This window comes from Stenotrophomonas sp. 109824_Sma (assembly GCF_056480025.1).
The window spans coordinates 3658213-3674701 of sequence record NZ_CM151078.1 but is presented as its reverse complement, the minus strand read 5'-3'; the positions used below and the strand labels follow the sequence as shown (position 1 = coordinate 3674701).

General features: G+C 66.9%; 22 protein-coding genes and 1 tRNA gene. 18 read left to right on the top strand and 5 right to left on the bottom strand.

What is annotated here, in order from left to right:
- The first annotated feature begins 114 nt into the window (after positions 1 to 114).
- The 10 genes from ruvB (at position 115) to queC (ending at position 8617) form a co-directional block, all read left to right on the top strand.
- Complete coding sequence (ruvB, locus tag ACZK1G_RS17345) at positions 115 to 1155, top strand: Holliday junction branch migration DNA helicase RuvB (protein WP_014038223.1); 1041 nt, start codon at positions 115 to 117, stop codon at positions 1153 to 1155.
- Positions 1145 to 1576, top strand: a complete 432-nt coding sequence (gene ybgC / locus ACZK1G_RS17340; RefSeq protein ID WP_014038222.1) for a tol-pal system-associated acyl-CoA thioesterase — start codon at positions 1145 to 1147, stop codon at positions 1574 to 1576. Before ruvB ends, ybgC begins: the two co-directional genes overlap by 11 nt.
- Positions 1577 to 1586: 10 nt before the next feature.
- Complete coding sequence (tolQ, locus tag ACZK1G_RS17335) at positions 1587 to 2366, top strand: protein TolQ (RefSeq protein WP_006438802.1); 780 nt, start codon at positions 1587 to 1589, stop codon at positions 2364 to 2366.
- A gap of 24 nt (positions 2367 to 2390) precedes the next feature.
- On the top strand, positions 2391 to 2819 hold the full coding sequence (tolR, locus tag ACZK1G_RS17330; protein WP_006438804.1) for a protein TolR: 429 nt from the start codon (positions 2391 to 2393) through the stop codon (positions 2817 to 2819).
- Positions 2809 to 3861, top strand: a complete 1053-nt coding sequence (gene tolA / locus ACZK1G_RS17325; protein ID WP_049442640.1) for a cell envelope integrity protein TolA — start codon at positions 2809 to 2811, stop codon at positions 3859 to 3861. The genes tolR and tolA overlap by 11 nt, the downstream gene beginning before the upstream one ends.
- Before the next feature lie 285 nt (positions 3862 to 4146).
- The gene (tolB, locus tag ACZK1G_RS17320) at positions 4147 to 5466 is read left to right on the top strand and encodes a Tol-Pal system beta propeller repeat protein TolB (RefSeq protein WP_014038220.1); all 1320 of its coding nucleotides are present in this window, start codon (positions 4147 to 4149) and stop codon (positions 5464 to 5466) included.
- A gap of 64 nt (positions 5467 to 5530) precedes the next feature.
- The gene (gene pal, locus ACZK1G_RS17315; protein WP_014038219.1) at positions 5531 to 6049 is read left to right on the top strand and encodes a peptidoglycan-associated lipoprotein Pal; all 519 of its coding nucleotides are present in this window, start codon (positions 5531 to 5533) and stop codon (positions 6047 to 6049) included.
- 3 nt (positions 6050 to 6052) lie between these two features.
- Entirely contained in the window at positions 6053 to 6871 is an 819-nt protein-coding gene (gene ybgF, locus ACZK1G_RS17310; protein ID WP_101765957.1) for a tol-pal system protein YbgF, read from the top strand.
- Positions 6872 to 7171: 300 nt separating this feature from the next.
- Positions 7172 to 7873 (top strand): 7-carboxy-7-deazaguanine synthase QueE, encoded by a 702-nt coding sequence (queE, locus tag ACZK1G_RS17305; RefSeq protein WP_014038217.1) that lies wholly within the window; start codon positions 7172 to 7174, stop codon positions 7871 to 7873.
- A gap of 78 nt (positions 7874 to 7951) precedes the next feature.
- On the top strand, positions 7952 to 8617 hold the full coding sequence (queC, locus tag ACZK1G_RS17300; protein ID WP_014038216.1) for a 7-cyano-7-deazaguanine synthase QueC: 666 nt from the start codon (positions 7952 to 7954) through the stop codon (positions 8615 to 8617).
- Positions 8618 to 8707: 90 nt separating this feature from the next.
- On the opposite strand, the gene ACZK1G_RS17295 is transcribed toward queC, so the two are convergent.
- On the bottom strand, positions 8708 to 9664 hold the full coding sequence (locus tag ACZK1G_RS17295; RefSeq protein ID WP_101765956.1) for a DUF2268 domain-containing putative Zn-dependent protease: 957 nt from the start codon (positions 9662 to 9664) through the stop codon (positions 8708 to 8710).
- Between the two features lie 179 nt (positions 9665 to 9843).
- Here ACZK1G_RS17295 and ACZK1G_RS17290 point away from each other — a divergent pair.
- A tRNA-Lys gene (locus ACZK1G_RS17290) sits at positions 9844 to 9919 on the top strand.
- Between the two features lie 305 nt (positions 9920 to 10224).
- On the opposite strand, the gene ACZK1G_RS17285 is transcribed toward ACZK1G_RS17290, so the two are convergent.
- On the bottom strand, positions 10225 to 10458 hold the full coding sequence (locus tag ACZK1G_RS17285) for a hypothetical protein (RefSeq protein ID WP_032958956.1): 234 nt from the start codon (positions 10456 to 10458) through the stop codon (positions 10225 to 10227).
- A gap of 88 nt (positions 10459 to 10546) precedes the next feature.
- Positions 10547 to 11053: a hypothetical protein gene (locus ACZK1G_RS17280; RefSeq protein WP_014038213.1), complete on the bottom strand. Its 507-nt coding sequence runs from the start codon at positions 11051 to 11053 to the stop codon at positions 10547 to 10549.
- An 85-nt stretch (positions 11054 to 11138) separates the two neighbouring features.
- On the opposite strand from ACZK1G_RS17280, the gene ACZK1G_RS17275 reads away from it, so the two are divergent.
- The 7 genes from ACZK1G_RS17275 to ACZK1G_RS17245 all read left to right on the top strand — a co-directional run bounded on the left by ACZK1G_RS17275 (position 11139) and on the right by ACZK1G_RS17245 (position 15077).
- Positions 11139 to 11399 carry a helix-turn-helix domain-containing protein gene (locus tag ACZK1G_RS17275; protein WP_049443441.1) on the top strand — a complete coding sequence of 87 codons (261 nt, stop codon included), beginning with the start codon at positions 11139 to 11141 and terminating at the stop codon, positions 11397 to 11399.
- Positions 11389 to 11817 (top strand): hypothetical protein, encoded by a 429-nt coding sequence (locus ACZK1G_RS17270; RefSeq protein WP_014038211.1) that lies wholly within the window; start codon positions 11389 to 11391, stop codon positions 11815 to 11817. Before ACZK1G_RS17275 ends, ACZK1G_RS17270 begins: the two co-directional genes overlap by 11 nt.
- A gap of 125 nt (positions 11818 to 11942) precedes the next feature.
- Positions 11943 to 12140, top strand: a complete 198-nt coding sequence (locus ACZK1G_RS17265; protein WP_014038210.1) for a hypothetical protein — start codon at positions 11943 to 11945, stop codon at positions 12138 to 12140.
- Positions 12137 to 12673, top strand: coding sequence for a glycoside hydrolase family protein (locus ACZK1G_RS17260; protein WP_101765955.1), 537 nt, complete (start codon positions 12137 to 12139; stop codon positions 12671 to 12673). Before ACZK1G_RS17265 ends, ACZK1G_RS17260 begins: the two co-directional genes overlap by 4 nt.
- A gap of 12 nt (positions 12674 to 12685) precedes the next feature.
- Positions 12686 to 13141, top strand: a complete 456-nt coding sequence (locus ACZK1G_RS17255; protein ID WP_424143745.1) for a lysozyme — start codon at positions 12686 to 12688, stop codon at positions 13139 to 13141.
- A 49-nt stretch (positions 13142 to 13190) separates the two neighbouring features.
- Complete coding sequence (locus tag ACZK1G_RS17250; RefSeq protein WP_101765953.1) at positions 13191 to 14054, top strand: alpha/beta hydrolase; 864 nt, start codon at positions 13191 to 13193, stop codon at positions 14052 to 14054.
- Positions 14055 to 14138: 84 nt separating this feature from the next.
- Positions 14139 to 15077, top strand: coding sequence for an alpha/beta hydrolase (locus tag ACZK1G_RS17245; protein ID WP_101765952.1), 939 nt, complete (start codon positions 14139 to 14141; stop codon positions 15075 to 15077).
- A 37-nt stretch (positions 15078 to 15114) separates the two neighbouring features.
- Here ACZK1G_RS17245 and ACZK1G_RS17240 read toward each other — a convergent pair whose 3' ends face one another.
- The gene (locus ACZK1G_RS17240) at positions 15115 to 15540 is read right to left on the bottom strand and encodes a response regulator (RefSeq protein WP_006385818.1); all 426 of its coding nucleotides are present in this window, start codon (positions 15538 to 15540) and stop codon (positions 15115 to 15117) included.
- Positions 15541 to 15634: 94 nt separating this feature from the next.
- Entirely contained in the window at positions 15635 to 16402 is a 768-nt protein-coding gene (locus ACZK1G_RS17235; RefSeq protein ID WP_101765951.1) for a CPBP family glutamic-type intramembrane protease, read from the bottom strand.
- Between the last annotated feature and the right edge of the window lie 87 nt (positions 16403 to 16489).

The following is a 16489-nucleotide window of genomic DNA, read 5'->3' as shown; positions in this document are numbered from 1 at the left end:
CATTCCCCAGGAAGCCCGCTTCGGCTGTTGCTCTGGATGTTGCCGTTGCCGTTGCCTCTGCGGGTGCCGGGCGCAGCCCGGCCGAAACCCGCGCTTTTGCCGCATAATCAGCACATGACCGACGACCGCATCATCGGCGCCGGCGCCACCCGCGAGGATGACGCCGCCGACGCCAGCATCCGCCCCAAGCGCTTGGCCGACTACCTCGGCCAGGCCCCGGTGCGCGAGCAGCTGGAGATCTACATCGAAGCGGCCAAGGCCCGTGGCGACGCGCTCGACCATGTGCTGATCTTCGGGCCGCCCGGCCTGGGCAAGACCACCCTCAGCCACGTCATCGCCAACGAACTGGGCGTGGCCCTGCGGGTCACCTCCGGCCCGGTGATCGAGAAGGCCGGCGACCTTGCCGCACTGCTCACCAACCTGCAGCCGCACGACGTGCTGTTCGTGGACGAGATCCACCGCCTGTCGCCGGTGGTCGAGGAAGTGCTCTACCCGGCGATGGAAGATTTCCAGATCGACATCATGATCGGCGAGGGCCCCGCGGCCCGTTCGATCAAGATCGACCTGCCGCCGTTCACCCTGATCGGCGCCACCACCCGCGCCGGCCTGCTGACCGCGCCGCTGCGCGACCGCTTCGGCATCGTCCAGCGCCTGGAGTTCTACAGCGTCGAAGAGCTGACCCGGATCGTGCGCCGCTCGGCCACCATCCTCGGCATCGACTGCACCGCCGATGGCGCCGGCGAGATCGCTCGCCGCGCGCGTGGCACCCCGCGTATCGCCAACCGCCTGCTGCGCCGCGTGCGCGATTATGCGCAGGTGAAGGCGGGCGGCCACATCGACGAGGCCGTGGCACAGGCCGCGATGAAAATGCTCAAGGTTGATCCGGAGGGCTTCGACGAGCTCGACCGGCGCCTGCTCAAGACCATGGTCGACTACTTCGACGGCGGTCCGGTCGGCATCGAATCGCTGGCCGCGGCGCTGTCCGAAGAGCGCGGCACGCTGGAAGACGTGGTCGAGCCCTACCTGATCCAGCAGGGCTTCCTGGTGCGCACCGCGCGTGGCCGCATGGCCACCCACAAGGCCTACCGGCACATGGGCCTGAAGCCCAAGAACCCGCCGCAGGACCTGTTCGCGGAGGTTCCCGATGTCGGTTGAGCCCCGATTCAGTTGGCCGACACGCATTTACTGGGAAGATACCGACGCAGGTGGCGTGGTCTACCACGCCCGCTACGTGGCCTTCATGGAACGGGCCCGGACCGAATGGATGCGTGCGCTGGGCTACGGCCAGGAGCGCATGCGCGCCGAGCACGGGATGGTCTTCGCGGTGCGCTCGATGCAGATGGATTTCATCAGGCCGGCACGGCTGGATGACACCCTGCAGGTGAGCGCCCGCCTGGTCCAGCTGAAGAAGGCCAGCATGGTCTTCGACCAGCAGATCCTGCGCGACGGCGAGCTGCTGCTGTCGGCGCAGGTCCGTATTGCCGCACTGGAAGCGGCCAGTTTCCGCCCGCGTGGCATGGACGACGCCGTCCTTGCCGTGCTGCAACCCCACCTCCACCCCGAATCCGAACACTGAGGAACAACGGATGATCGCAACGCTCCTGGCCCTGCAGGCCACGGTCACCGAGGCACTGCCGGCCGACGTCAGCAACGCCGCGACACAGACCCTTGCCCAGGCCACCACCGGCGGCGGCATCAACTACCTCGAACTGATGGCCAAGGCCAGCCTGCCGGTGAAGATCATCGTGCTGCTGCTGCTGGTCGGCTCGTTCGTCAGCTGGGTGATCATTTTCCGCAAGGCCCGCGTGTTCAAGCAGGCCACCCGCGAAGCCGACGAGTTCGAGAACCGCTTCTGGTCCGGCGCCGACCTGGGCAAGCTGTACAGCTCGGCCACCGACCGCAGCCGCAATGTCGGCGGCCTGGAAGCCATCTTCGAAGCCGGTTTCCGCGAATACACCCGCCTGCGCGACAAGCGCCGCCTGGACGGTCGTGCGCAGCTGGAAGGCGCGCAGCGCGCCATGCGCACCACCTACACCCGTGAAGTGGACCAGCTCGAGCGCAACCTGGAGCTGCTGGCCAACATCGGCTCGACCGCGCCGTACGTGGGCCTGGTCGGTACCGTGTTCGGCATCATGGTGACCATGCACGACATGATCAGCAGCGGTGCGCAGGCCGGTATCGCCGCCGTCGCGCCGGGCATCTCCGAAGCGCTGTTCGCCACCGCCATCGGCCTGTTCGTGGCGATCCCGGCGGTGTGGGCCTACAACCGCTTCACCACCCGCGTGGAGCGCATGTCGGTGCGGTTCGAAACCTTCGCCGAAGAGTTCAGCTCCATCCTGCAGCGCCAGAGCGCTGGCGACGAGTAAGCGCCTGACCCGGGAGTCCAAGCCATGTCCGCTGCCATCGGTCGCCGCAAGCGCCGCAAGCTGAAATCGGAAATCAACGTCGTTCCCTACATCGACGTCATGCTGGTGCTGCTGATCATCTTCATGGTCACCGCACCGCTGCTCACCCTGAGCTTCGACGTCGACCTGCCGCAGTCCAACGCCAAGGCGCTGGAGAGCAAGCAGGACCCGGTGATCGTCTCGGTGCGCCAGGACGGCCAGCTCAGCCTGAAGCTGCCCGACGCCAAGGAACCGGCCGCCGTGTCGGCCGAGGAACTGGAAGGTCGCCTGGCCGGCATCGCCGCCCAGGACAAGGGCGTGCGCGTGATCGTCGCCGCCGACCGCGCCGTGGCCTATGAAAAGGTCATCGCCGCGATGGATGTGATCAAGCGCGCCAAGGTAGACAAGGTAGGCCTGGCCACCGATGCACGCTGACGCCCTGCCACCTCCGCATCAGCGCGAACCCGGCTGGGGCCTGCCCCTGGCGCTGGCGTTGCTGGTGCACCTGCTGGTTGCGCTGGTCTTCATCGGCGCCTGGCTGTGGTCGCCCGAGCGCAACACCGATGCCGCCGCCGGCGATCCCTCGGTCGAGGCCAGCCTGGCGCTGTCCGCATCCGAGGCCTCCGCTGCGCGCCAGGCCCTGCGCCAGTCGGAAAAGCTGGAGGACCTGCCGCCGCCGGTCGCCGAGCCGATTCCGGTCCCTGAAGACACCATTCCGCCGCCGCAGCCGATTCCCGAACCGCGCCCGCAGGACGCCCCCACGCCGCAGCAGCAACAGGCGCAGGAGCGTGTCGCGCAGCCGGATACCAAGGACCAGGAAGCGGTGAGTGCGCTGGCCATCTCGCAGGAGAAGGCCAAGCAGGAACAGGAAGCCAAGCGCCGCCAGGAGCAGATCGACCTGACCGAACGCAAGCGCCAGGAGGAAGCGGAGCAGAAGCTGCGCCTGGCCAAGCAGCAGGAAGCCGACGAGAAGAAGAAGCAGGCCGAGCAGGAGCGCGTGGCGGCTGACAAGGCCGAGGCCGAGAAGCAGAAGAAGATCGCCGAGATCCGTGCCCGCCGCGAGCAGGCCGAGAAGGAAGCCAAGCTGGCCGAGCGGAAGCTGCGCGAGGTCGCCGCCGCGCGCAACGCGGCCGGCAGTGCGGCTGCCGGTGCCACTGGCGCCTCCCGGCCGGCCGCCGGTGGGGGCGGCAGCAGCGATGATCTGACCGCCAAGTACGCTGCGGCGATCCAGGCCAAGGTGCGTGACACCTGGACCCGCCCGGACAGCGTGCCGCTGGGGCAGAAGTGCCAGGTGACCATCACCCAGATCCCGGGTGGGCAGGTGCTGCAGGCCAAGGTCGGCGCGAACTGCCCCTATGACGAGGCCGGCAAGCGCTCGATCGAGGCCGCCGTGCTCAACGCCCAGCCGCTGCCATACCGGGGCTTCGAGTCGGTGTTCAACCGCACGCTCAACCTGACCTTCACTGCACAGGATTGATCGAGTGGGGCAGGGCGGTCATCAGGCCGCCCGCGCCCACGGCTGTCGCGCTTGCCTCTGGTGCGCTCGGTTTCGACCGGGCAGGCTGTGGGCTGCTGTCGAACACTGCCTGCTAGGGGCGGTGTGGCCGGGGCAGGCAGGTGCGATGTTAGCCACGACGTTAACGGTACGTGAGAAGACGGGCTGGAACTGACCCGGAATTCACGTACCCTTGGTTCATGATTGCGAAGCGGTTCACTCCCGCTTTGTTATCCCTCGTTCCGGTTTCCCCCTATTGAGCGCTCCATGAAAAAGATGCCTCGCTGGCTTGCCGTGTTTGCGGCCCTGTTGCTGCCCTTTGCTGCCGTCGCGCAGCAGAAGGGGCTGGATATCGACATCATCGGCGGCAATGCCTCCGCCCTGCCGATCACCATCGTGCCGATGCCCTACCAGGGTTCGTCGGCCGCTCCGCAGACCGACGTCGCCGGCGTGGTCCGCGCCGACCTGGAGCGCTCGGGCCAGTTCCGCACGCTGCCGGAAGCGCAGATCGTCGAGAAGCCCGTGCGTGGCGGCGACATCCAGTTCGCCACCTGGCGTGCGCTGAAGCAGAATTACATCGTGGTCGGCCGCGTGCTCGACGCCGGTGCCGGCGCCTATCGCGTCGAGTACGAACTGTTCGACGTGCCCAAGGGCGAGCGCCTGCTGGGCCTGGCGATGACCGCCCGTGGCAACGCCATGCGCGACGTCGCCCACCAGATGGCCGACGCCATCTACGAAAAGATCACCGGTGTGCGCGGCGCCTTCTGGACCCGCATCGCCTACGTGACCGCCAGCGGCAAGGGCGACGCCATGCGCTATGCGCTGATGGTGGCCGACTCCGACGGCTACAACCCGCAGACCATCGTGCGTTCGGCCGAGCCGCTGCTGTCGCCGTCGTGGAGCCCGGATGGCAGCAAGCTGGCCTACGTCAGCTTCGAGCGTGGCAATTCGGCGATCTACATCCAGAACATCGGCACCGGCGCGCGCGAGCTGGTCACCAGCTTCCGCGGCATCAACAGCGCCCCGGCGTTCTCGCCGGACGGCCGCAAGCTGGCCCTGACCCTGTCGCGTTCGGGCAATCCGGAAATCTACGTGATGGACCTGGGCAGCAAGCAGCTGACCCAGCTGACCAACCACTTCGCCATCGATACCGAGCCGACCTGGGCGCCGGATGGCAGCGCGGTGTACTTCACCTCCGACCGTGGCGGCCGTCCGCAGGTCTACAAGGTCGGTGCAGGTGGCGGCAGCGCCGAGCGCGTGACCTTCCAGGGCAACTACAATGCCAAGCCCTCGGTGTCCTACGACGGCAAGAAGATCGCCGTCGCGCAGGGCTCGGGCAACAGCTACAAGATCGCGATGATGGACAGCTCGCTGGGTTCGCCCCGCTGGAGCACGCTGTCCCCGGGTTCGCTGGATGAATCTCCGAGCTTTGCGCCCAACGCAAGCATGGTGTTGTACGCCGCCCGCGAGGGTGGCCGTGGCGTGCTGTACGCCGTTTCCGCCGATGCGCGCGTGCGCCAGCGGTTGGTTCTGGCTGACGGAGATGTGCGCGAACCGGCATGGTCCCCATACCGTACCCAGCGCTAAAAGAGTGTTAATATTTTCGCTGTCTTGAACCCCTCATCGGCCTAGGAGCCACAAAGGTATCGCCATGAACAAGTCCACCCGCGTTCTGCTTGTTTCCCTGCTGTCTGTGGCCGTCCTGGCCGGTTGCTCGAAGAAGGTCAAGGAAGAAGTGCCGGCTCCGGTCGACACCGGCACCTCGACCACCACCCCGACCGGTCCGTCGACCTCCGGCCTGTACGGCCCGGGCGACCTGGACACCGACGCTTGCCTGCGCCAGCGCGTTGTCTACTTCGACCTGGACAAGGAAGACGTGAAGCCGGAATTCCAGGCCATCATGGCTTGCCACGCCAAGTACCTGCGTGACCGTCCGTCCTCGCGCATCACCCTGCAGGGCCACACCGACGAGCGCGGTTCGCGCGCGTACAACCAGGCCCTGGGTGAGCGTCGTGGCAACGGCGTCAACTCGGCCCTGCAGGCCAACGGTGGCTCGGCTTCGCAGCTGACCGTCGTGTCCTACGGTGAAGAGCGTCCGGTCTGCACCGAGTCGAACGAGTCCTGCTGGTCGCAGAACCGTCGCGTCGAAATCGTCTACACCGCGCAGTAATCCATGCGCATTGGCATCAAATTGATGCTGGTCGTTGCGGCAGCCCTCGTGGCTGCCGCACCGGCGCATGCACAGCGACAGAGCCTGGCCGATCGTGTCGGCGCGCTCGAGCAGCAGATGTACAACAACAGTGCCAACCAGGACCTGTTGAACCAGATCAATCAGCTGCGGCAGCAGGTCACCAGCCTGCAGGCCTCGATCGAGCAGTTGCAGCACGACAACGCCCAGCTCAAGCAGTCCGCCCAGGACCAGTACCTGGATCTGGACAGCCGCCTGAACCGGTTGGAAGGGGGCAATGCCGCCCCGGCCCTGCCGCCCGTTCCGGCGAGCGCGCCGAAGGCCGCCCCGGCCCCGGTAAAACCCGCAGCGGCGGCCACTTCCGAGCGGCCGCCTTCCGTCCATGGTGATGCCGGCAGCCTTGCCGCCACCGGCGACGAGCGCACCTCCTACAACGTTGCCTTCGAATCACTGAAGGCCGGCAAGTACGATGATTCGGCGCAGTTGTTCCTGAGCTTCCTGCAGCTGTACCCGAACGGCGTCTACGCGCCGAACGCGCTGTACTGGCTGGGCGAGAGCTACTACGCCACCCGCAATTTCCCGATGGCCGAGACCCAGTTCCGTGAACTGCTCTCGCGCTATCCGACCCACGACAAGGCCGCAGGCGGCCTGCTCAAGGTCGGCCTCTCGCAGTATGGCGAGGGCAAGGTCGACCAGGCCCAGCAGACGCTGGAGGCCGTCGTGGCGCAGTACCCCGGCTCGGACGCCGCGCGCACCGCGCAGGACCGCCTGCAGTCGATCCGCCTCGGCAGGCAGATCCGCTGATCCGCTGACCGGGCGTACAATACGTGTCCTGTAGAGCCGAGCCCACGCTCGGCTGCTTTCGTTTCCGGCTCGGCAAACCCGCCCGGATCCGGCAGCGCCGGGCCATGCCCGACGGCTCGCATTACCGGCTGGGCCACACCCGACCGGCTGCTGTTGCAGCGCCGAGCCATGCTCGGCTGCTTTCGTTACCGGATGGGTTCACCCGCCCGGTTGCTGTTGTAGAGCCGAGCCATGCTCGGCTGCTTTCGTTACCGGTCACGGTAGCTCCCCCGCCACGTGTCCCTCCAAGAAGTACCCGCCATGACCGCCGTTACCCCGTCCAGCGCCGCCGCCACGCCCAGTGAGATCGTGCAGTCGCCCCTGCCACGCCTGAAGATCACCGAGATCTTCACCTCGCTGCAGGGCGAAGCCGATACCGCCGGCTGGCCGACCGTGTTCGTGCGCCTGACTGGCTGCCCGCTGCGCTGCCAGTACTGCGACACCGCCTATGCCTTCCACGGCGGCACCTGGTGGGATATCGACGACATCGTAGCCGAGGTGCTGGCCCAGGGCGTGCGCCACGTCTGCGTGACCGGTGGCGAGCCGCTGGCACAGAAGCGTTGCCTGGTGCTGCTGCAGAAGCTGTGCGACGCCGGCATGGACGTCTCGCTGGAAACCTCCGGCGCGCTGGACGTCAGCGCTGTGGACCCGCGCGTGTCGCGCGTGGTCGACATCAAGACGCCAGGCTCGGCCGAAGCCGCCCGCAACCGCCTGGAAAACCTGCCGCTGCTGACCGCACGCGACCAGATCAAGTTCGTCATCTGCAACCGTGAGGATTACGACTGGGCCAAGGCCATGGTCGCCGAGCACGGCCTGGTGAAGCGCTGCACCGTGTTCTTCTCGCCGAGCAAGGGCGAGATCACCGCGCGGCAGCTGGCCGACTGGATCGTCGAAGACCGGCTGCCGGTGCGCTTCCAGATGCAGTTGCATAAAATCCTGTGGAACGACGAGCCGGGTCGATGAGCCGGCGCAGCGTTCCCTGATGTAGCTCCGGCGCGGGACAGCGTGCTGGCTTTCCCCTCCCAACCGGATGTTTTTCCCATGAAGAAGGCAGTCGTGCTTCTCTCCGGCGGCATGGATTCAGCCGCCGTCATCGCCATGGCCCAGGAACAGGGCTTTGCCGTGCATGCCCTGAGCGTGCGCTATGGCCAGCGCCATACCTCCGAACTGGATGCCGCCGCCCGCGTGGCGAAGGCCCAGGGCGTGGTCGCGCACAAGACCGTGGATGTGGACCTGCGCAGCATCGGCGGCTCGGCGCTGACCGACGACATCGACGTGCCCGAGGCCGGCGGTGCCGGCATCCCGGTCACCTACGTGCCGGCACGCAACACCATCATGCTGTCGCTGGCCCTGGGCTGGGCCGAAGTGCTCGGCGCCAACGACATCTTCTGCGGCGTCAACGCCGTGGACTATTCCGGCTATCCGGACTGCCGCCCCGAGTTCGTAGCGGCCTTCCAGGCACTGGCCAACCTGGCCACCAAGTCGGGCGTGGAAGGTGCGGGCATCAAGGTGCACGCACCGCTGCAGTTCCTCAGCAAGGGCCAGATCGTCAGCGAAGGCGTGCGCCTGGGCGTGGACTTCGGCCTGACCGTGTCCTGCTACAACGCCGACGCCAACGGCGCCGCCTGCGGCCACTGCGACGCCTGCCGCCTGCGCGCGCAGGGCTTCGCCGAGGCCGGCGTCGCCGACCCGACGCTGTACGCCTGACCATGCGGTAGAGCCGGCCGCTGGCCGGCATTCCCGTGGGTGCGAATCGCTCTCCCGGTGGGTGCGAACCGTTGGTTCGCACTCCTTGACCTACCGGGCCTGCAACCACCCCGACGCTTCAATAAACGCCCGCACCGCCTCCGGATCGGCATAATCCAGCTCGATCATCCGCGCGATACCCGCCTTCTCGTCCGACTGCCGGCGCATGTACTCCTGCGCGATGCGATAGCCGGCGTAGTAGCCCACATCACTGACACCGAATGGATTACGGGCGCTGTTGTAGAGCCAGTTGTCCAGGTCATCGCTGTCCATCGCGGCGATGAAGCGCGCGCGGATCCCCGCCTCGTGGGTTGCACCATAGTCGTAGAAGGGCAGCGCCGGCCGACGCCCGCTGATGCGTTCGGCCACGTACTCGGCCACGCCTTCGCGCACCGCGTACTGGGCCAGGTTGCCGGTGGTCTCGCGCTGCTGGGTATGCACGTATTCGTGCAGGTTGTTCTGCGCGTTGTTCGCACCGGGGCGGCTGTCGTAGAAGATCCGCAGCCGGCTGCGCATCGGCTCGGGCAGCTCGCTCACGTCCACACGCTCGTCGCCCAGCGCCATCTCCGCGCCGATCAGCACCTTGTCGCCCAGCGTGGTGCCACCGGTACGCAGCACGCCGACCGCATAGGTGATGGTGGCCGGGCGCAGGGCAGGGTAGAGCGCGCGGAAGGCGGCGAGGTCCCGCTCCAACGTGGCGCTGGCCTGCTGCGCGTTGGCGGTCAACGGCCGTACCGAAGACCAGAAGCGTGGCCAGGTGCGCATGGCCTCGGCGTATTCGCGGGCGGTGTAGTTGCGGACCTGCATCAGTGCATGCAGTCCCGGGCTGCCCGGATCGATGTAGCGCTGCTGCACCAGGGCCACCTGTTGGGCTGCATCGGGTTCGGCGCGCACCGCATCGTAGGTGGCCCAGAAGCGGGCGATGTCGTCAGTGACGACCTGGGACGGGGCGGCCAGAGCGCTGCAGGGCAACAGCAGGGCGACGAGCAGGATGAAGGGCAGACGCATCCGAAGTTCCGCGGTGGGGATCGCTGATGGGATGCGTAGAGGGGCCGGAAGGTTTAAGTGGGCTGGCCCGATCGGGTAGTGCCGGCCGCTGGCCGGCAGTCTCGACACACCGTGGTTTCGCGCGACCCAGCAAAGTAGGGTAGAATGCGGACCCCGCCGAAAGGCCGGGGCAATGCAGCGGGCCGTTAGCTCAGTCGGTAGAGCAGAAGACTTTTAATCTTTTGGTCGAAGGTTCGAATCCTTCACGGCCCACCATTGCAGTGATGATCAAGGCGCCCATGGGGCGCCTTTTTTTATTGCCCCCTCGAAAGCACGTCTGCAATGCGCGGAAGTGCCGCAGCAACGAAGCAGTGCTGCAGGTGCCATAGGCTCCCGGGTACCGACCCAGCGTGCGGCATCAGGTCGGCAGTCGCGGGAAAGGGGTGCTTTGCACGCGCTCCCATCACTGCTGGCGCCATGTCGTCTGCGTCAATCTTTGCGCCTAAATGGTAATGTTTAGGTAACTTTTGGTAATGAATGCGTGGCCCAAGCCGGCCGTTGCCGGCCGGTCAGGGCCGCCGTCAGCCGTAATGCGCGCGCAACAGCCCGGCGTCGTGGAAGGAAATACCCTCCCGGATGCACTCCTCCGCGCGCTCCATGTCCTTGTGCAACTGGATCAGTGCGTCGTCGGCAAGCTGCTCGATGTTGACCACACCGCAACAGGCCTGGTCGATCACATGCTGCATGGGCTCGCCCCAGCGCCGGCGTACGTTGCGGATCATGCGGCAATGCCACTCGCGCATGATCGCGTCCATGCGCCTCTCCCCGCGAACCACATGTGCGTCTCCCGCCACCACCCGCAGTGCAGGGGCCGGGGTGCGCTCGCCGCGCAGTTCCTGGGTCCTAGCGGCCAACCGCTGTGCGAGCTCCTCGAGTCGCGTGTGAGTCATCCTTTGCCTCCCTGATCCGTCTTGCCAGAAGCTTCGTCAGGTCGAGCACATTGTCCGGCGCAGAGGGCTGACCGAACTCGTCCACGACCATGAATGCGGTCTCCAGCAGCACGGGATCGTAGATCCATTCCGGTGGATCGCCGACCAGCTCCAGGTAGTGCGAAAGCACCTTGACCGCAGCGCTCATTTTCGCGAAATCCAGTCCCGTAGATTGAGACTGAAGCGACACGTCCCCGTCCTGATCGACGCGATCCAGCGTTCCATGCGGAAGCTGCATCACTGATTCAAGGTCGCGCGCAAGACGATGGCCGATGCTCTTCGGGTTGCTCTCGGAAATCCACTGGCTGACCTGGGGCTGCGCCCAGCGGGTGCCACCGAACAGGCGGGCCCATTCGGCCGGGCCGCCGGCGGCGGCCACGCGTAGGCGCATGTTGAGGGTGCGAGCGGTACTGGCGTCCATCTGTAGATGGTGCGCTGCATTACCAATCCAGCAAATGACCAAAACGGTATTGACTACTCATTACCTTGACGGTAATGTGTGGGCCATGAACCTCATCGACTACGCCATCTCCCAAGGGGGCTACGGCACCCCCAGCTGCCCCGTCATGCGCCGCCTGGCCCACCAGACCGGTTGCGCGCTGCGGACCCTCTACATGATCGCCCGCGGCCACAAGCTGCCCGGCGCGCGACTGTGCCGGCGCATCGAGCTGGCCACGGCAGGCGCCGTGCGCCGCGAAACCCTGCGCCCGGATGTGTTCGGTCCGGCCCCGTCGTCCCTCAAAGGAGAAGCCCCCCATGCAGCTTGATACGTTCGGTGAGTATGTCCGCAGCCGCCTGGAGCACTGGGGCGGCGAATATGCGCTGCATCGCGACTGCGAATACCTCGGCTTCCAGTCGCGCAACCTGCTGGCGGTGCTGATCGAGCATCGTGGTGACATGCCGGGGCGGGCCCAGGGCTACAAGCCTCTGGAAACCGATCAGCTGGCGCAGCAGATCGAAGACATCATCACGGCGGTCGCGCGTGACAACGTGGCGATGGCCTGTGCGCTGCGCGGCTACTACTGCGGCCGTGGCCGACGCAAGGTCGAACGATTCGAGACGGCGAATCTGCTGCTGGCCAACAGCGGGCAGCGACCGGTATCCAACCGGCATTACCTCAACCTGGTCGAACTTGGCTTCCAGCGCGTGCGCGGCTGGATGGAGGGTATCGCCCAGGCCGCATGAGCGGCGGATCCGATCTTTCGCCCGCCTCCCGACCGGAACAACCCTCGTGCCGAGCCGGCAGCGGGGCGGGCATCTCTTCGGGCCATGTCGATGCGACGCGGCCTGCATTCCTTCCAGGACCCATCATGAAAGAAGAAATCATCAGTACGGCCGGCGCGGCGGCCATCAAGTCGGCGCCGCCGGTCACCGTCGCCGGTGCGCTTGCAGCCGGCATCACCCTGGACCGCCTGGTCGTTGTCCTCACCATCATCTACCTGGCGGCGCAGATTGCCTATCTGGGCTGGCGCTGGCTGCGCGAATGGCGCCGCAGGGAGCGCGAATGAGCCGGCCCAGCAGTACATTGCCGGTGCGCAGCCTGGTCGCCGCGCTTGCGCTGAGTGCTGCGGGCCTGATCGCCATCGTTGACCGCGAGGGATACACCGACGCCGCAGTGGTACCGACGCGCAATGACCGTCCAACCTATGGCTTCGGCTCGACCGTTCGCGAGGATGGCACTCCGGTGAGAATGGGCGACCGCACCACGCCAGTACGTGCGCTGCATACCGTGCAGGCCCACCTGGCCAGGGAGGAAGGGCAGTTCCGCGCGTCGCTGCCCGGCGTGGCGCTCAGCCAGGGCGAGTACGACGTCTATGTCGACTTCCTCTACCAGTACGGCATCGGCAACTGGCGCGCTTCGTCGATGCGCCGGCATCTGCTGCAGGGTGAATATCGCCGGGCCTGCGATGCGTTGCTGCTGTGGAAGCGGGCAGGGGGCTACGACTGTTCGGCCCGCATCGATGGTCGGCCCAACACCGTGTGCTGGGGGGTGTGGGAGCGCCAGCAGCAGCGCCATGCGCGTTGCCTCGCGGAGCAGTGACACATGCCACGCATGTTGATGGTGATGGCGTCGCTGCTGCTGTGGTCGCTGCTGATGTTCGTGGCCGGCTGGCGCTGGCGCGGTGATCGCAGTGATCTGGCGATGGCGCGGGCTGATGCGGCACGTCACGCCGGCGCGGTGCAGTCCGAGCAACGGTTGCGCCGGGATCAGGAAGAACGGAGCGAGGCGATGGCCTCACTGGGGGAACAACATGAACATGATCGTGAGCGCGCGGCGGCGGTGGATGCCGATGTGGTGGCTGCCCTGCGTGCTGGCACTCTCCGCCTGCGCGACGACCTTGCCGCGTGCCACACCGGCCGTCTGTCCGAAGCCGCCGCCCGCACCGGCGAACGTGATGCGGGCGCCCAGTTACGAGCAGAGGTTGCGGCAGCGCTTGTTCGAATCGGACGCGATGCCGACGACCAGCTCCGCGCGTGCCAGGCCGTGATCGAGCTGGATCGCCGTTGAGGACACCGGTGCAGTTATGCTGGCCGTTCTCTCGAAAATGGAAGTTCGCATGCGCGTCGTTGTTTTGTCCGCCTTGATCCTGCTGGCCACCGCCGGGCCATGTATTGCTGCTGTACCCGCCGCGCAGGCGACGTCGCCGGACCCGGTCACGGCGGCGGCACCGTTGGTGATCGGCGAGACCTTCACCATCGAGTCGAAGGCGATGGGCGAAACCCGCCGTATCAATGTCTATCGACCGCAGCCCTGGGGCCTGGATCCGAAGGCGCCGCTGCCGGTGCTGTATATGGCCGATGGCGGTATCGGCGAGGACTTCCTGCACGTGGCAGGGCTGGTGCAGGTGCTGACCGGCAACGGCAGCATGCGTCCGTTCCTGCTGGTCGGCATCGAGAACACCGAGCGCCGCCGCGACATGACCGGCCCCAGCAGCGACCCGCAGGACCAGAAGATCGCGCCGCGCATCGGTGGCTCGGCGGCCTACCGCAGCTTCCTGCGCGATGAACTGATGCCGCAGGTACGCCAGCGCTACCCGACCACCGACGAGCGCGCGCTGATCGGTGAGTCGCTGGCTGGCCTGTTCGTGGTCGAGACGTTGCTGCAGGAGCCGACGCTGTTCAACAGCTATATCGCGCTGGACCCCAGCCTGTGGTGGAACCGTGGCGCGATGCTGGCCGGGGCGGCCAAGCAGCTACCGGCGGTGACGCGTGCACAGCCGCACGTGTTCCTGGCCAGCAGCGGGCAGCCGGAACTGGCCGCCTCCACGGCACGACTGGCTGCGCTGCTGCAGCAGGCTTCGCCGTCGCCGCTGGTGAAGTACCTGCCGCTGCCGGAGGAAACCCACGCGACGATCTACCACCCGGCCGCATTGCAGGCGCTGCGCACCCTTTTTCCGGCGCCGCCGCCGGCCTCGCCCTGACCGCGCGTGGCGCGGCGCCGCGCGACGTGTGAGGATGCGGTAGCGACGCCACCCGGGTGCGTCGCCCGCAACGGGAGAGTGTGGATGCAGCGTGTGCGTGGATGGAGTGTGGCGGCCTGCCTGGCCGTGAGTGGTTGTGCGATGTCGGTGGCGCCACCAGCAACCCAGAAGGAAGCGAAGGAAAGCGCGGCCACCGCCGCGCCGGGCGTGGTGCTGCCGGATACCGAGGCGCTGCGCGTGCACGATCCGGTCGGCCGCGATTACCCGATCTGGGTGGCGTTGCCGGCCGACTACGCCGCACATCCGGAAAAGCACTATCCGGTGCTGTACGTGACCGATGCGCTGTACAGCTTCCCGCTGGTGCGCAGCGTGCGCAACATGGTCGGGCAGAAGGGCGTCAACATCGAGGATTTCATCCTGGTCGGGCTGCCGCCGCAGGAAGGCCTGACGTCCAAGCAGAGCCGCTCGCGCGATTACACGCCCAGCGATCCGGCGCGTACCGATCCGCGCGACTACAGCGATGATGTCAGCTACGGCGGCGCCGCGCATTACCGCGATTTCCTCGCTGAGCGCGTGCTGCCGATGATCGATGCGCGCTACCGCACCGATCCGGCACGGCGTGCCTATGCCGGCCATTCCTATGGCGGCCTGCTCGGTGCCTACGTGCTGACCACGCGTCCGGACATGTTCCGTACCTACATCCTGTCCAGCCCGTCGCTGTGGTTCGACAACCACCTTGTGCCGCGCCTGCAGGCCGAGGCCAAGGCGCCCACGCAGCCGACCATGGTGGTGCTGTCGATCGGCAGCTTCGAAACGGTCAAGCCGGAGCCGCGCTATTTCACCCGCAACGACATGCTGCGGCACAACGCCGAGTTCGCCGAGCAGCTGCGCGGCAGTGGCCGCTCGCTGACGGTGGACAACATGGTGATCGACGACGAGGACCACTTCACGGTGTACCCGGACATGATCACCCGCGCGCTGTTGAAGGTGTTCCCGGGCACGGGGCCGTACAGCAGCGGTTGATCGCAGGTTCAATCCACGCCATGCGTGGATGATTGCCTCAGGCCGCGCTGGCCTGCGGCGGCGGCATCAACGTGGCATCCGCTGCATGGCGGAAGCACAGGCGGATGGCATCGAGCAGTTCGCTCATGCTGTACGGTTTGGGCAGAAAGTGGATGCCGGCGCGCAGCTGCGGCAGCACGCGGTGCTGGTCCATGCCAGAGGTGACCAGGATCGGCAGCTGCGGCAGGTGCTCGCGCACGCGGTTGGCGGTTTCGATGCCGCTGATGCCGCCCAGGCAGACGTCGGTGAACAGCAGGTCGAACGGTTCACCGGCGTTGAGCAGGCCCAGCGCGGCCTCGGCGCTGCTGACAGCGGTGACCTGGCAGGCCTGGCTTTCCAGGGCGAGGCGACTGAGTTCCTGGGTTTCCTCGGCGTCCTCGATCAGCAGGACGCGTGGTTCCACAAAGCGCTTGGACAGCAACATGACGCGGCAACTCCGGACAACAGGGGGAGCAAAAGGCGCGCAAGTATGCGCAAGCCGGTAGTGAGCCCGGCGTGCACGGCAGGCTAAGTGGGCGTTACAGGCGTGTCTGGCGCCGACGTCGCACGTGCCAGGCCAGTACCGCGACCGCCAGCAGCGCGGTGCCGATGCGCAGGCTGGTGGCCTGCCAACCCAGTGCGACGGCGTCGTCGAGGCTGAACACGTTCCAGGCGAGGTTCATCGAAACATGCAGGACCAGGCCGCACCACAGGGTGTCGCCGTCGAAGTGGTCGAGCCAGGCGAAGATGAAGCCGCCCAGCGCGATCACCGCGCCAATGAACAGTGCGATGCCGCCGCCGTCGAACCCGCCGAAGCCGAGCCAATGCACCATGCCGAACAGCAGTGCCTGCGGCAGCGCGAGCAGCGGCCACGGACCGCGCACGATCTTCACCAGCAGCACGAAGCCCAGGCCACGGAACAGCACTTCCTCGGCCAGCGGGAACAGCACGGCCAGCATCGTGGCATCCAGCGCGGTCAGCGCCGTGTTCGGAGTACCGAGCAGCGCCAGTCCCAGCCAGCAGGGCAGGCTGGCCAGCAGCACCCACAACGGTCCGGCCCAGCCGTTGCCGCACAGCCCGAGGCTGGCCAACAGTCCCATGCCACGGGGCCTCAGCAGCGCGGCCAGCAGCAGTGCAACCAGCACGGCCAGTGCGTTGTCCAGCAGGCTGCCGCCGTAGGGCATGGGCAGGGCAGGAATCGGAGTTCCTGCGGCTGCGGCGATGTCGCGCAGGTTCAGGCCCAGGCCAACGCCCAGCAGGACCAGCAACAGGCGTGTGGCGGCAGGCAGGCGGGACAGCACTGTCATGTACGTACTTCCTGCGGGGGGAGGCCGCAGTGTGCTGCGCAGCATGCAGGCGGGCACGCGCCGGAAGTCCCTGTGCCTTCGGTCATG